General features: G+C 70.7%; 9 protein-coding genes. 1 reads left to right on the top strand and 8 read right to left on the bottom strand.

Going from position 1 to position 13658, the window contains the following annotated elements; genetic code table 11:
- Positions 1-221 precede the first annotated feature (221 nt).
- The 5 genes from KKR89_RS09975 to KKR89_RS09995 all read right to left on the bottom strand — a co-directional run bounded on the left by KKR89_RS09975 (position 222) and on the right by KKR89_RS09995 (position 5056).
- Positions 222-1052, bottom strand: coding sequence for a hypothetical protein (locus KKR89_RS09975; protein ID WP_208195210.1), 831 nt, complete (start codon positions 1050-1052; stop codon positions 222-224).
- Between the two features lie 520 nt (positions 1053-1572).
- Positions 1573-1947: a tyrosine-type recombinase/integrase gene (locus KKR89_RS18625; protein ID WP_208195211.1), complete on the bottom strand. Its 375-nt coding sequence runs from the start codon at positions 1945-1947 to the stop codon at positions 1573-1575.
- A gap of 1401 nt (positions 1948-3348) precedes the next feature.
- The gene (locus KKR89_RS09985; RefSeq protein WP_208195212.1) at positions 3349-3912 is read right to left on the bottom strand and encodes an isochorismatase family protein; all 564 of its coding nucleotides are present in this window, start codon (positions 3910-3912) and stop codon (positions 3349-3351) included.
- An 89-nt stretch (positions 3913-4001) separates the two neighbouring features.
- Positions 4002-4640 (bottom strand): hypothetical protein, encoded by a 639-nt coding sequence (locus tag KKR89_RS09990; RefSeq protein ID WP_208195213.1) that lies wholly within the window; start codon positions 4638-4640, stop codon positions 4002-4004.
- A complete protein-coding gene (locus tag KKR89_RS09995) occupies positions 4637-5056 on the bottom strand; it encodes a hypothetical protein (protein ID WP_208195214.1) in 420 nt (139 codons plus the stop codon). The genes KKR89_RS09990 and KKR89_RS09995 overlap by 4 nt, the downstream gene beginning before the upstream one ends.
- 157 nt (positions 5057-5213) lie before the next feature.
- Between KKR89_RS09995 and KKR89_RS10000 the strand changes: the two genes are divergently transcribed.
- On the top strand, positions 5214-6017 hold the full coding sequence (locus KKR89_RS10000; RefSeq protein WP_208195215.1) for a hypothetical protein: 804 nt from the start codon (positions 5214-5216) through the stop codon (positions 6015-6017).
- Positions 6018-6081: 64 nt separating this feature from the next.
- On the opposite strand, the gene pyk is transcribed toward KKR89_RS10000, so the two are convergent.
- The 3 genes from pyk to gltB form a co-directional block, all read right to left on the bottom strand.
- Entirely contained in the window at positions 6082-7518 is a 1437-nt protein-coding gene (gene pyk / locus KKR89_RS10005) for a pyruvate kinase (RefSeq protein ID WP_208195216.1), read from the bottom strand.
- A 104-nt stretch (positions 7519-7622) separates the two neighbouring features.
- Positions 7623-9098 (bottom strand): glutamate synthase subunit beta, encoded by a 1476-nt coding sequence (locus KKR89_RS10010; protein WP_208195217.1) that lies wholly within the window; start codon positions 9096-9098, stop codon positions 7623-7625.
- Entirely contained in the window at positions 9091-13656 is a 4566-nt protein-coding gene (gltB, locus tag KKR89_RS10015) for a glutamate synthase large subunit (RefSeq protein WP_208195218.1), read from the bottom strand. The genes KKR89_RS10010 and gltB overlap by 8 nt, the downstream gene beginning before the upstream one ends.
- Positions 13657-13658 lie beyond the last annotated feature (2 nt).

Below are 13658 nucleotides of genomic sequence, written 5' to 3' on the forward strand. Positions count from 1 at the left end.
GCGCGTCGTCGCAGGCGCGCCAGGTCGTCCGCGTGTTCGAACTCGACCGACCTCCGCGGCGCATCCACATCCTCATGGTCCCCCCGCGCACGACATGGGGCGAGGGACGTCCGGACGTCGCGAAAACCGGAGTTCACTGGCTCGTCGCTCAGGCGACTCCCGCCCGGTGACGGCGGGCTTGCGCTCGAGGTGAGAACCGTGGCCGCGCTCTACAACTGGACCTACGCAATTCGCGAACGCGATTCCAATCTGTCGAGCAAGCTCTTCGCGAGGTCCGTACAGTTGGCCTGAATTGCGCGGGTATAGTCCGGACCTTCAAGTCGAAAGTCGTACAATCGTGGGAATTCGTCCTTTGACGACAACAGTTTCCATGCGCTCCAGTTCAGCGCCGGGGCAAGCTCGCGAACGGGTCCTGGTGGTCGCGTCCCGTGTGTCTGTGCGTAGGTCTTGATGGCTTCCGTGGCCATCGCCTCATCGAGCCGTTGAACGTCTGAAATCGGCTTGTAGCCGTCGCGATACTCCTGAATAAGATCCGTCAGATAATCCTCCGAGTCAATCACGAGGTTCACATACGATCCTGCGTCATTCCAGCGCGCCTCTAGGCGGAGTCGCAGAGCCTGCAGACGAACGCGGAGTGCAATCACGTCCTGCATACGATCTCGGTACGAGAGTGTCGAGCGGTGCGCTTCGATCAGGATGCGCGCATGTTCGATGCCGCTTCGGATGCCCTCGATCTCGGCGACGGACTCGTGCACAAACTCCCGCTCCTGTTGCCGCTCGTCGTGCTCGCGAGCGACGCGTGAGGCCTGATCGTTGCGCTGTTGCGCGTACCGATCCAGCAGCAGTTTGACGATTCCGCCGATGATCGCCACGGCGATGATGGCGATCAGTGCCTTGGCGACCTCCATCCAGAGGGCTTTCGTGTCGAGTCCGTCGACGTTTGCCCACAACAGGATGAGGCCCACGAGAGCGAGTACGGCAACGACCGAGACGCCCACCAATGGTCGGATCGTGAGCGCCGAGCGCCCGCCGTGCGCTGTCTCTGGTCCCATCGGACTCCTCGGCAAGGTCGCTACCCCCTCCTGGATGGTTTACCACTGCCCGCGCGGAGTCGACCAGAGGTGCTGCTTCCTCGATGAGCGAGCCGACGTCATTGGATCGGCCCACGGCCCGTAGTTGCGAGCACTCCTGAGTTCCCAGCACCATCGGTCCTACAGGACGCGAGCACAGGACGACGGCGCATCGAACAAGTGGGACTCATGCGCGATGTCGACGACGCGTGGCTCGATCTGGCCAGCGACACGCTGCGTGCCTTCACCGACACTCGCTCGGGTAGTCGTTGATCGACGCAACCGGTCCCGCTCGCTCGTGACGACGCCTCCGTCGGCCACCATGGAGACCAGCGCGTGGCTGGACGTGGTCGATCGACTCTGGCGGACCCTGACATCTGCGGCTGCACCGCTGATTCTCTGCACAGCGGTGTCAGCGCTCCCTCGGAGCGCGCTCCTCGGCCGAGTCCTGGGCCCATGGACGTGATTGTTGAGACCAGCCGGCAAAGCCGAAGAAAGCCAGCTACCTCGCGAACTCTGAGAGTGCAGCCGCTAACGCTTGGTCGCGGACCGCCGTCGCGTGCTGATAGAGCATCACCGTGGACGGAGTCGAGTGCCCAGCGCGGGCTTGAAGCTCAGCCAACGTGGCGCCCGACTGGGCTGCCAATGTCAGACCGGTGTGGCGGAGCCAATGGAAACGGAAGTCGAACGGCAGCGACGTCGTCCTCACGGCCTGCTTGAAGTAATACGCGTACGTGGACGAGTGCATCTGGCCCGAACCCCCTGCTCGACTCGGGAAGAGCAAGGCGTCAGCGCCCTGGGCCGGGTGAGCGTCGAGATGATGTACCCACGGCAGCCGCAACGTGCGGCGGAATGCTGACGGCACGAATACCTGCATCGGTCTTCGGCGGACCAACGATTTGCTCCCCGTCGACCCACGTGACTCCGCGGGTGACCATCACGGCCTCGGGAGTGATGTCTCGACGGCGAAGTTCGAGCACCTCGCCGTTTCGCAACTGGCACCAGGCGCCAAGGAGAACTGAGAGCGCGAGACGGTCAGGCATAGCGGCGGCGAGCTCGGCGACTTGCCGAGGAGACGCGACGAACTTCTTCGCCGCCGGCTTCGTTCTCCCGGCACCCCGTACGCGGCAGGGATTCTCGGCGATGAGGTCGTCCTCCACCGCTGTAGCGAGGATTCCTCGGAGCAACGCGTAGGTGCGCGCACGGAGGGTGGGACGGTCCGGAAGCAACTCCCGATACCAGCTCGCGATCGACTCCGTCGTCAGCTCACCAAGCAGCTTGCTACCCAGGCCGCCGTAGACGTGCTGCGTCAGATAGTGCTCGTAGACCGGCGGGTGGACGCGCGGAGCGGCTCGCCCGACGCGTTGCGTCGGTCTCGCATCCAGGCCTCGGCGTACTCACGAAGGCTGAGGCTGGCGGCAAATGCCCTCGGTCGGACGATTCCGTCCTCGAGGGCGGTGCGCTGTCGCGCCAACCACAGTTCGGTGTCGACCTTCCGCGTGAACGTCTCGGGTGCACTGACCCACACCTGCGGGAACGTTCCGGGAACCGTGTAGCGCGCGCGGTAGCGCTTGGAAGGGAGTCTCGTGATGGAGCCGAAGCCGTTCCGGTTGGTCGTCATAGGGGTAGCTCAACCGCTTCGCGTGTTATAGGCGTGTCATAGAGAACAGTACTCGCGGTTCACCTTGGTTCAGAGCGAGGCCCGGTACCGATGCAGGTCAAGGCGCGAAAGTGCGCCCTCGGTTCATCGCCGTGCATCCCGATTCGGCCTTTGTGTGTGGGTTCGAATCCCACTCGGGGCACGCGCGTGATGTCGCAGGACATCGGCCACAAGCCGGACCCTCAGGGGTCCGGTTTGTTGCGTTGTTGGGGTTGGTAGTCGCGGGTGGTGTCGATGGTCGGCTCGCGCAGGCGCTCGCCGGTGATGGCGTTCACCACGGGATGTCGAGGTCGGCGATGAGCATGATCACGGGGCTCGGGCGCCGCCGTGGGGGTAGGCATACGCGGCGTAGGCGGCGGCGGGGTCCGTCGGTGCAGGGAAGTCCGCGGCGGGGACGCCGTTGTCGCCGGGCGACCTCCGCCTGGGAGCGGCCCTCGAGCACGACGGCGGCGGTGATGACCAGACGGGCACGCGACATGCCCGCGCATCGCCGCGCAGGTGCTGCCCATGCCCTGAGACATGCGTTGCGCATGTCGTGGAGCAGCACACCACTCGGGCACTCCCTGGGTCCGGTTCGCCGACGGTGCACCGTCCTCCGCTGATCGCCGCCTCGCGGCCTCAGCCCGAGGCGCCGCCGAGCTCGACCTCCGCCGCCGTCGCCGTCCCCGCCGTGCGCCCCGGCGCCTCCTCGAAGCCCCAGTACAGGTTGGTGTGCGCGACGACCTCCGCCGGCGAGGGCGCACCCCACGCGCTCAGGTCCTCGGTGGTGTGGGCGTCCGACACGAGCGTCACGTCGTACCCGCGCGTGAGGGCCCCGTGCAGCGTCGAGCGCACGCAGGCGTCCGTCTGCGCGCCCGCGACGACCAGCCGGCCGATGCCGCGCGCCGCGAGCACGTCCTCCAGGTCCGTCGCCTCGAACGCGTCGCCGTACCGCTTGTGCACCACCGGCTCGCCGTCGCGCACGGTCAGCTCGCTGACGATCTGCCAGGGCTCCGACTCCACGGGGAGCTGGTCGCTGCTGTGCTGCACCCACACGACCTCCGTGCCGTCGCCGCGGGCACGTTCGAGCAGCACCCCGATGCGACCGAGGACGCCGTCGCGGTCGTGCGCGCCCACCAGGACGCCCGTCTGGACGTCGATGACGAGCAGTGCGCTGCGGTCGCGGTTCTCGAGCGTGGTCATGACGCCTCCTGCGGTCCCATCCGGTCGGTCCCATCCGGTCGGTCCGATCCGGTCACCACCACGCTAGGACCGACCACCGACACGGCCCGTCAGGTGCGGTCCGGCTGCTGACCGTCCCCCGGCGCCGGTGCGACGGCCACGCCGGACGCCGTGCCCACCGCGTCCTGCAGCACGGCGGCGCGGTTCTCCAGGAGGCGTGTCACCGCCTCCTGCGCGAAGCCGAACACCAGCGCGTACACGGCGATCTCCTGACGCGTGGCCAGCCCGACGAACCCCGTGACGATCTGTGCCTGCAGCACCATCACCCCGACGACCGCCACGATCCCGCCGAAGGGGATGCGCAGCCAGCCGAGCGCGGGCGTGATCCGGTAGGGGGACAGCGACGGTCGCGTGCGGCGCACCGCGACGACGGCCGTGATCCCCGCTCCCACCATGCCCAGCGCGGCCACGCTCGCGACGTCCCCTGCGGTCGGCGTCGCGCCGCCCGCGGGACACGCGGCCGCCGCCCCCTCCAGGCACAGGGGGAACAGCGTGGGCACCAGCGTCCCGGCAGCGACGACCACGAGCAGTGCGACCGTGGTCGCCCACGCGACGCGCATCAGTCGGTCCCGCAGGTGCCGCATCTGCCGGTACTCGCGGTCGGCTGCCCCGTACGCGGCGGACAACGCGTAGCTCAGCGTGTGCCGGTGCGCCTCCGTCGCGGGGGCGGTGCGTGCGAGCCGGGTCAAGCGGGACAGGAGCTCACCGTTGCGCGGCGCATGCGCCCGACCCGCTCGACCGCGTAGAGGTACTGGCTGCCCAGCGCGTCGTCGGGGACGATGAGCGGCAGCATCGCCCGTGCCCGGTGCACCGCGTGCCACGCGAACTCGATGCGGGCGTCGCGGCGGGCCCTCGGCTCGCGTTCGCCGCTCACGGCCTGGTCGATCGCCGCCTGAGCGACGTCGAGCTCCCCGGCGCAGATGTGCCGCGCCGCGCGCGCCGCCGCCGTGCGCCGCTCCCCCGCGGCCGCGATCGCGTCCTGCACCAGCATCAGGTCGGCCTGCACCGCGAGCGCGTTGAGGTCGTGCGAGCGCACCACCTGCCGGGCCCGCGCGGTCCGCGTTCCCCACGTCGTCGCGGGCATGTCCGTGCGCACCACCGTCATGACCCCTCCTCGGTCGTCCCCCACCGTCTCCTGGAGGGACGCCAGGCGGTGCGACTGATACCCGTCCCCGCGCGCCGGTCGACGCCCGATGGCAGGGTGTGCGCGGGAGGAGGGCCCCGTGCACGCAGGAGCGATGTCGACGGCCGACCGTCGAGCCGTGCGTTCCACCTACCGCAGCCTGCGGCTCGGGGTGGTGATCCTCCTCGGTCTCCTCGGTGCCGCCGTGGTCCTGGAGTCGGTGCGGCTGGGGTGCTGGCTGGACTCGCTGAGCGCCTACTACTGGAGCGGCGCGCGTGACGCCCTGGTCGGGTCGCTGTGCGCCGTCGGGGCGCTGCTCGTGGCCTACACGGGCACGGACGACGTCGAGGACGCGCTGCTGGACGTCGCCGGCCTGCTCGCGCTCGTCGTCGCGTTCGTCCCGACGGAACCGCGCACCGGGTGTGCCGGTCCCGGGGCCCCGTCTGCCCTCGCGGTGGAGCACGACGTCCGCACCCAGGTCGCGGCGCTCGTCCTGGCCGGCCTCGTCGCGGGCACCGCCCGCGCGGTCGTCGCCGCGCGCTCGGGCCTCCCCCTGCCGAGCACGCTCGTGCGCGCCGCGGTCGCGGTACCTGCCGTCGTGCTGGCGGTGGCGTTCGCAGCGGCTCCGCAGGTGGTCGTCGCGCGGGCGCACGACGTGGCCGCGGTCGTGCTGTTCGTCGCCGTCATCGGCGTCGTGGTCCGACGTGCCTTCGACGCACGCCCGACCTCGGGCCGCTGGGCCGCCGCGTACGCGACGGTCGGGTCCGCGATGCTGCTGACGCTGTCCGTCGTCGTGGCGCTGCACGCGCTCGCGCCGGCCTGGGGGCATGCCGTGCTGATCCTCGAGGCCGCCCTGGTGGCGCAGTTCGCGGTCTCCTGGGTGCTGCAGACGGTGGAGCTGTGGGGCACCGACGTGGTGGACGGGACGACGGGTCCCGCGTGACCCGCCACCGGTACGCCGACGGCCGCCGCCCCCGGAGGGACGACGGCCGTCGGCGCGGACGCGATCAGGCGATGCGGGTGCGCTCGACCTCGTCGTCGCCGATCTTGTGCACCACGACGGTGTTGGTCGAGCCGACGACGCCCACGGGCGTGCCGGCGACGACGACGACGTAGTCCCCGACCTCCGCCAGGCCGTTGGCGCGCAGCGTGTGGTCCACCTGGCTGACCATCGAGTCGGTGCTGTCGACCCTCGGCACCTGGTACGTCTGGACGCCCCAGGAGAGCGACAGGCGGTTGCGCACGTCCTCCTCGGGCGTGAAGGCGAGCAGCGGGATCGGCGCCCGCAGGCGGGACATCCGCCGCGCGGAGTCGCCGGACTGCGTGAACGTCACGAGGTACTTGACGCCGATGCGCTCACCGATCTCGGCAGCAGCGCGCGTGATGGCCCCGCCCCGCGACGACGGCACCGAGCCGAGGGGCGCGATGCGCTCCCGGCCGAGCTCCTCGGTGCTCTCGATGATCCGCGCCATGGTGCGCACGGCCTCGATCGGGAAGTCCCCGACGCTCGTCTCGCCGGACAGCATGACCGCGTCCGCGCCGTCGAGCACCGCGTTGGCGCAGTCGGACGCCTCGGCGCGCGTCGGGCGGGGGCTCGTGATCATCGACTCGAGCACCTGCGTCGCGACGATGACCGGCTTGGCGTTGCGCCGGGCCAGCTCGATGGCACGCTTCTGCACGAGCGGGACCTGCTCGAGCGGCAGCTCGACGCCCAGGTCGCCGCGCGCGACCATGATGCCGTCGAACGCCTGGACGATCTCGTTGAGGTTCTCGACGGCCTGCGGCTTCTCGATCTTGGCGATGACCGGGACGACCCGGCCCTCCTCCTCCATGATCCGACGGACGTCGTCGTAGTCGGCCGCCGAGCGGACGAACGACAGCGCGATGAGGTCGGCGCCGACGTTCAGGGCCCAGCGCAGGTCCTCCTCGTCCTTGTCGCTCATGGCGGGCACGGACACCGCGACGCCAGGCAGGTTGAGGCCCTTGTTGTTCGACACCGGGCCCGGGACCTCGACGCGGGTGACGACGTCGCTGCCCTCGACCGCGGTGACGCGGACGAGGACCTTGCCGTCGTCGATGAGGATCGGGTCGCCGGGCTTGACGTCCCCGGTCAGGCCCTTGAACGTCGTCGAGACGCGCTCCTTGGTGCCCTCGACGTCGTCCGTCGTGATGGTGAAGACGTCACCGACGGCGAGGTGGTGCTTGCCCTCGATGAACCGTCCGAGACGGATCTTGGGGCCCTGGAGGTCGACGAGGACGGCCACCGAGCGGCCCGAGGCCTTGGCAGCGGCACGCACGTTGTCGTACACGCGCTTGTGCACCTCGGTGTCCCCGTGGCTGCGGTTCAGGCGTGCGACGTCCATGCCCGCGTCGACGAGGGCCTGAACCTGCTCGGGCGACTCCGTCACGGGACCGATGGTGCAGACGATCTTGGCTCTACGCATAAGTCGAGACTATGCCTTCCTGGATTTCGGCGTTGAGGCCGGACGTCCCGGGGTACGTGCCCGCCCTGCGGGTACGCGCGTCCCGGGAAGGGATGGGGGCGGGCTCAGGGTCGCAGTGCCACCGTGCTGGCTGAGACGGGGGCAGGGAGCTCGGACGAGCCCGACAGGTAGGCGTCGACGGCAGCTGCTGCGGCGCGGCCCTCGGCGATGGCCCAGACCACGAGGGACTGCCCGCGGCCGGCGTCACCGGCGACGAACACGCCCGGCACGCTGGTGCTGAAGTCGTCGTCCCGGGCCACGGCGCCGCGACCCGTGAGCTCCACACCGAGCTGCTCGGTGAGGTCACCGGTCTCCGGGCCCGTGAAGCCCATCGCGATGAGGACCAGGTCAGCGGGGACGTCCTGCTCGGTGCCGGGCGTCGGCACGCGGCGGCCGTCCGGCAGGTACTCGGTGGTCGCGAGGCGCAGCGCACGCACGTGCCCGCCGTCGTCGCCCTGGTCACCGAGGAACGCGACGGTCGAGGCGAGGTAGGCGCGCTCACCACCCTCCTCGTGCGACGACGAGACCTCGAACAGCACCGGGTCCGTCGGCCACGGCTGGGACTCGGGACGCTCCGTCGGCGGCCGCTTGCCGATGGCGAGCGTCGTCACCGAGGCCGCACCCTGGCGCAGGGCCGTGCCCAGGCAGTCGGAGCCCGTGTCGCCGCCGCCGATGATGACGACGTGCTTGCCCTCGGCCGTGATCCTGTCGGGCACGTCCTTGCCGGCGACGACCGCGTTGGCCTGGTGCAGGTAGTCCATGGCGACGTGCACGCCGCCGAGCCCGAGCCCCGGCACCTTCAGCTCGCGCGGCACCGTGGCACCGGTGGCCAGGACGATCGCGTCGTAGCGGGCCTGCAGCTGCACCCACGTGACGTCCCGGCCGACCTCGACGCCCGGCCGGAAGCGCGTGCCCTCGGCGCGCATCTGCTCGAGACGGCGGTCGATGTGGATCTTCTCGAGCTTGAAGTCCGGCACGCCGTAGCGCAGCAGGCCACCGATCTCGTCGTCGCGCTCGTACACCGCGACGGTGTGGCCGGCACGCGTGAGCTGCTGCGCGGCCGCGAGGCCCGCGGGGCCCGAACCGACGACGGCGACCGTGTGACCCGTCAGCCGCTGCGGCACCTGCGGCGTGACGAGCCCGCGCGCGAACGCCTCGTCGATGATCGAGACCTCGACGTTCTTGATGGTGACGGGCGGCTGGTTGATGCCCAGCACGCAGCTCGACTCGCACGGTGCCGGGCAGATCCGCCCCGTGAACTCGGGGAAGTTGTTGGTCGCGTGCAGCCGGTCGATGGCGTCGGCCCACTGCCCGCGCCACACGAGGTCGTTCCAGTCGGGGATGAGGTTGCCCAGGGGGCAGCCGTTGTGGCAGAACGGGATGCCGCAGTCCATGCAGCGGCCCGCCTGCTCCTTGAGGAACGGCTGGCCCTCCTCGAGGTGCGCGTGGACGTCCTTCCAGTCACGCAGCCGCACCTCGACCGGGCGGTTCGGGGGGAGCTCGCGCTCCCGCACCTTCAGAAAGCCGCGGGGGTCAGCCACGGGCCACCTCCAGGATCTGGTCCCACACGCCGGGCGCGCTCGGGTCGAGGCCGTCGGCCTCGGCCTGCGCGAGAGCGCTGCGGACGCGGGCGTACTCGGTGGGCAGCAGACGCGTGAAGCGTGCTCGCGTCGCGGCCGGGTCCTCCAGCAGCTGTGCCGCGACGAGGGACCCGGTCTCCTCGGCGTACACCCGCAGCAGGCTCTCGACGTGCGTGAAGTCGTCGTCGTCCAGCGGGTCGAGGGCGAGCTCGCCCGTCCGGACGGCGTCGACGTTGACCAGCTCGGGCGTCAGGTCGAGCACGTAGGTGGTGCCGCCGGACATGCCGGCTCCCAGGTTGCGGCCCGTGGGGCCCAGCACCATGACGGTGCCACCTGTCATGTACTCGCACGCGTGGTCGCCCACGCCCTCGACGACCAGTGTGGCGCCGGAGTTGCGCACACCGAACCGCTCGCCGACGAGGCCGCGCAGCAAGATCTGCCCGCTCGTGGCGCCGTACCCGATGACGTTGCCGGCGATGACGTTGTGCTGGCTCGTCAGGGCGGAGCTGCGGTCGGGACGCACGACGATCCGGCCGCCCGACAGGCCCTTGCCGACGTAGTCGTTGGCGTCACCGAACAGCCGCAGGGTGATGCCCTTCGGCAGGAAGGCGCCGAACGACTGCCCGGCCGAGCCGGTGAGCGTCACGTCGATCGTGTCGTCGGGGAGCCCGGCGCCGCCGTACCGCTTGGTCACGTGGTGGCCGAGCATGGTGCCGACCGTCCGGTTGACGTTGCGCACCGGCAGCGCGATGCGCACGGGCTCCGCACGCTCGAGGGCGTCCGCCGCCATGGCGATGAGCTGGTTGTCGAGCGCCCGCTCGAGGCCGTGCTCCTGCGACCGCGCGTGGGACAGGCCCGACCCGGGCTTCGGCCGGGGCACCGCGAGCACCGGCGTCAGGTCGAGCCCCTCGGCCTTCCAGTGGTCGACCGCGCGGCGCGTGTCGAGCATCTCGACGCGGCCCACGGCCTCCTTGATCGACCGGAACCCGAGAGCCGCGAGGTGCTCACGCACCTCCTGCGCGATGAACTCGAAGAAGGTCACGACGAACTCGGGGCGGCCCGTGAACCGGGCCCGCAGCTCGGGGTTCTGCGTCGCGACACCGACGGGGCACGTGTCGAGGTGGCAGACACGCATCATCACGCAGCCCGAGACGACGAGGGGCGCGGTGGCGAAGCCGAACTCCTCGGCCCCCAGCAGCGCCCCGACCAGCACGTCGCGGCCGGTCTTGAGCTGCCCGTCGACCTGCACGACGACACGGTCGCGCAGGTCGTTGAGCACCAGGGTCTGCTGCGTCTCCGCCAGCCCGATCTCCCACGGGGTGCCGGCGTGCTTCAGCGACGTCAGCGGGCTCGCGCCCGTGCCACCGTCGTGACCGGAGATCAGGACGACGTCCGAGTGCGCCTTGGCCACACCCGCCGCGACCGTGCCGACGCCGAACTCGCTGACCAGCTTGGTGTGGATGCGCGCCGACGGGTTGGCGTTCTTCGCGTCGTGGATGAGCTGCGCGAGGTCCTCGATCGAGTAGATGTCGTGGTGCGGCGGCGGCGAGATCAGTCCCACCCCCGGCGTCGAGTGCCGCGTCTTGGCGACCCACGGGTACACCTTGTGACCGGGCAGCTGACCTCCCTCGCCCGGCTTGGCGCCCTGGGCGAGCTTGATCTGGATGTCGTCCGCGTTGGTGAGGTACTCGCTGGTGACGCCGAAGCGACCCGACGCGATCTGCTTGATCGCCGAACGCCGCCGCGGGTCGTGCAGGCGGTCCGGGTCCTCGCCGCCCTCGCCCGTGTTCGACTTCCCGCCCAGCTGGTTCATCGCGATCGCCAGCGTCTCGTGCGCCTCGGCGGAGATCGACCCGTAGGACATCGCGCCGGTGTTGAACCGCTTGACGATCTCGCTGACGGGCTCGACCTCGTCGATCGGCACCGGCGGGCGCTCGCCCTCCTTGAACCGCAGCAGGCCGCGCAGCGTCATCAGGCGCTCGGCCTGCTCGTCGACGCGGGCGGTGTACTCACGGAACACGTCCATCTGGCGCGTCCGCGTGGAGTGCTGCAGACGGAAGACCGTCTCGGGGTCGAACAGGTGCTCCTCGCCGCCCCGGCGCCACTGGTACTCGCCGCCGACCGCGAGGCGCTGGTGCGCCTGGCGGTTGCCGCTGGCGGGGTAGGCGTCGGCGTGCCGCGCGGCGACCTCGGCCGCGATGACGTCGAGCCCGATGCCGCCGAGGCGGCTCGTCGTCCCGGTGAAGTACCGGTCGACCAGCGCGTGCGACAGGCCGATCGCCTCGAACACCTGCGCACCCCGGTACGACGCGATCGTCGAGATGCCCATCTTGGACATGACCTTCAGGACGCCCTTGCCGAGCGCCTTGATGAGGTTCGCGACGGCCGTCTCCGGCGTGACGCCCGGCAGGTAGCCGCTGCGCGCCTGGTCCTCGACCGTCTCCATCGCGAGGTACGGGTTGACCGCCGCCGCGCCGTAGCCCACGAGGAGCGCCACGTGGTGGACCTCCCGCACGTCACCCGCCTCGACGACGAGCGAGATCTGCGTGCGGGTGTGACGCCGCAGCGTGTGGTGGTGCACGGCCGAGAGCAGGAGCAGCGACGGGATCGGTGCGAGGTCCGCGTCGGAGTTGCGGTCCGACAGCACGAGGAAGCTCACGCCGTCGGCGACCGCACGGTCGACCTCGGCGAAGATCTCCTCGAGGCGCCGCTCGAGCGCCGCCCCTCCCCCGTCGACCTTGTACAGCCCGCGGATCGTGATGGCGCGGAAGCCCAGGGACGGCTCCTTGACGACGTGCACGACCTTGGCGAGCTGGTCGTTGTCGATGACCGGAAACGGCAGCATGATCTTGCGCGCGTGCTCGGGCCCGTCGACGAGCAGGTTCGGCTCGGGGCCGATCGCGCCGCCGATGGAGGTGACCAGCTCCTCGCGGATCGCGTCCAGCGGCGGGTTGGTGACCTGCGCGAACATCTGCGTGAAGTAGTCGAACAGCAGCCGGGGACGCTTCGAGAGCACGGCGACGGGCGTGTCCGACCCCATCGCCCCGAGCGGCTCGGCGCCCGCGGCGGCCATCGGCGCCAGGAGGATCTTCAGCTCCTCCTCGGTGTACCCGAACGCGCGCTGCCGGCGTCGGACGGAGGCGGCCGAGTGGGCCACGTGCTCGCGCTCGGGCAGCTGCGAAAGGTGGACGGCGTTGTCCTGGACCCACTGCGCGTACGGGCGCTGGGCGGCGAGCTGGGCCATGACCTCGACGTCGGCCACGATCCGGCCCTGGCCGGTGTCGACGAGGAAGAACAGGCCCGGCTCCAGGCGGCCCTTGGCGACGATCGAGGCGGGGTCGATGTCGAGCACGCCCGCCTCGGACGCGCAGACCACGAGACCGTCCTCGGTCACCCAGTAGCGGCCGGGCCGCAGACCGTTGCGGTCCTGCACGGCACCGATGAGGGTGCCGTCGGTGAACGTCATGGCCGCGGGACCGTCCCAGGGCTCCATGAGGGTCGAGTGGTACTCGAAGAACGCACGCGTGGACGGGTCCATCTGCGCGTGCTTCTCCCACGGCTCCGGGATCATCATCATCACGGAGTGCGGCAGGGAGCGTCCCGACAGGTGCAGCAGCTCCAGGACCTCGTCGAAGCTGCCGGAGTCGGAGCCGCCGGGGGTGCAGACGGGCAGGAGCGGCCCGAGGTCGCCCAGGAGCTCGGACGAGAGCATGCCCTCACGGGCCGCCATCCAGTTGCGGTTGCCGCGCACGGTGTTGATCTCACCGTTGTGGGCGACCATCCGGAACGGCTGGGCCAGGGGCCAGGACGGGAACGTGTTGGTGGAGAAACGCGAGTGCACGAGCGCGATCTCGGTCGCGTAGCGCGGGTCGGACAGGTCCGCGAAGAACGGCTCGAGCTGCCCGGTCGTCAGCATGCCCTTGTAGGTGATCGTGCGCGCCGACAACGACGCGAAGTACACGCCGTGCTCGCGCTCCGCGCGCTTGCGCAGTCGGTACGCGCGTCGGTCGAGGGCGATGCCGGACAGCTCGCGCGACGGGTCGGCCACGACCAGCTGGCGGAACACGGGCATCGAGGCCCGGGCGGTGGGGCCGACCAGGTCCGCCGTCACGACCACCTCGCGCCAGGCGAGGACCTCGAGCTTCTCCTCCGCAGCGACGGCCTCGACCGCCGCGACCACGTGCGCCCGCTCGGCGTCGTCCACGGGCAGGAAGGCCATGCCGATGGCGTAGTAGCCGGCGGCCGGCAGCTCGGCGTCCACCACGTCGCGCAGGAAGGCGTCGGGGATCTGCGTGAGGATGCCGGCGCCGTCACCGCTGTCCTCCTCCGCACCGACCGCACCGCGGTGGTCGAGGTTGAGCAGCGCGGTCAGCCCGGCGTCGACGATGTCGCGCCCGGGGGTGCCGCGCAGCGTCGCGACGAACGCGAACCCGCAGGCGTCGTGCTCGGCCGCCGGGTCGTAGAGGGCATGCCGGGCAGGCGCCACGGCTGGGCCAGGGCTCACGGGCGACGTCGACATCA

It is taken from the genome of Cellulomonas dongxiuzhuiae (genome assembly GCF_018623035.1).
GTDB lineage: Bacteria > Actinomycetota > Actinomycetes > Actinomycetales > Cellulomonadaceae > Cellulomonas > Cellulomonas dongxiuzhuiae.

Coding starts and splice junctions, on each gene's coding strand:
- KKR89_RS09985 (WP_208195212.1), bottom strand. CDS start 3,912: ATGACCACGCTCGAGAACCGCGACCGCAGCGCACTGCTCGTCATCGAC.
- KKR89_RS09995 (WP_208195214.1), bottom strand. CDS start 5,056: ATGACGGTGGTGCGCACGGACATGCCCGCGACGACGTGGGGAACGCGG.
- pyk (WP_208195216.1), bottom strand. CDS start 7,518: ATGCGTAGAGCCAAGATCGTCTGCACCATCGGTCCCGTGACGGAGTCG.
- KKR89_RS09975 (WP_208195210.1), bottom strand. CDS start 1,052: ATGGGACCAGAGACAGCGCACGGCGGGCGCTCGGCGCTCACGATCCGA.
- KKR89_RS18625 (WP_208195211.1), bottom strand. CDS start 1,947: ATGCAGGTATTCGTGCCGTCAGCATTCCGCCGCACGTTGCGGCTGCCG.
- gltB (WP_208195218.1), bottom strand. CDS start 13,656: ATGTCGACGTCGCCCGTGAGCCCTGGCCCAGCCGTGGCGCCTGCCCGG.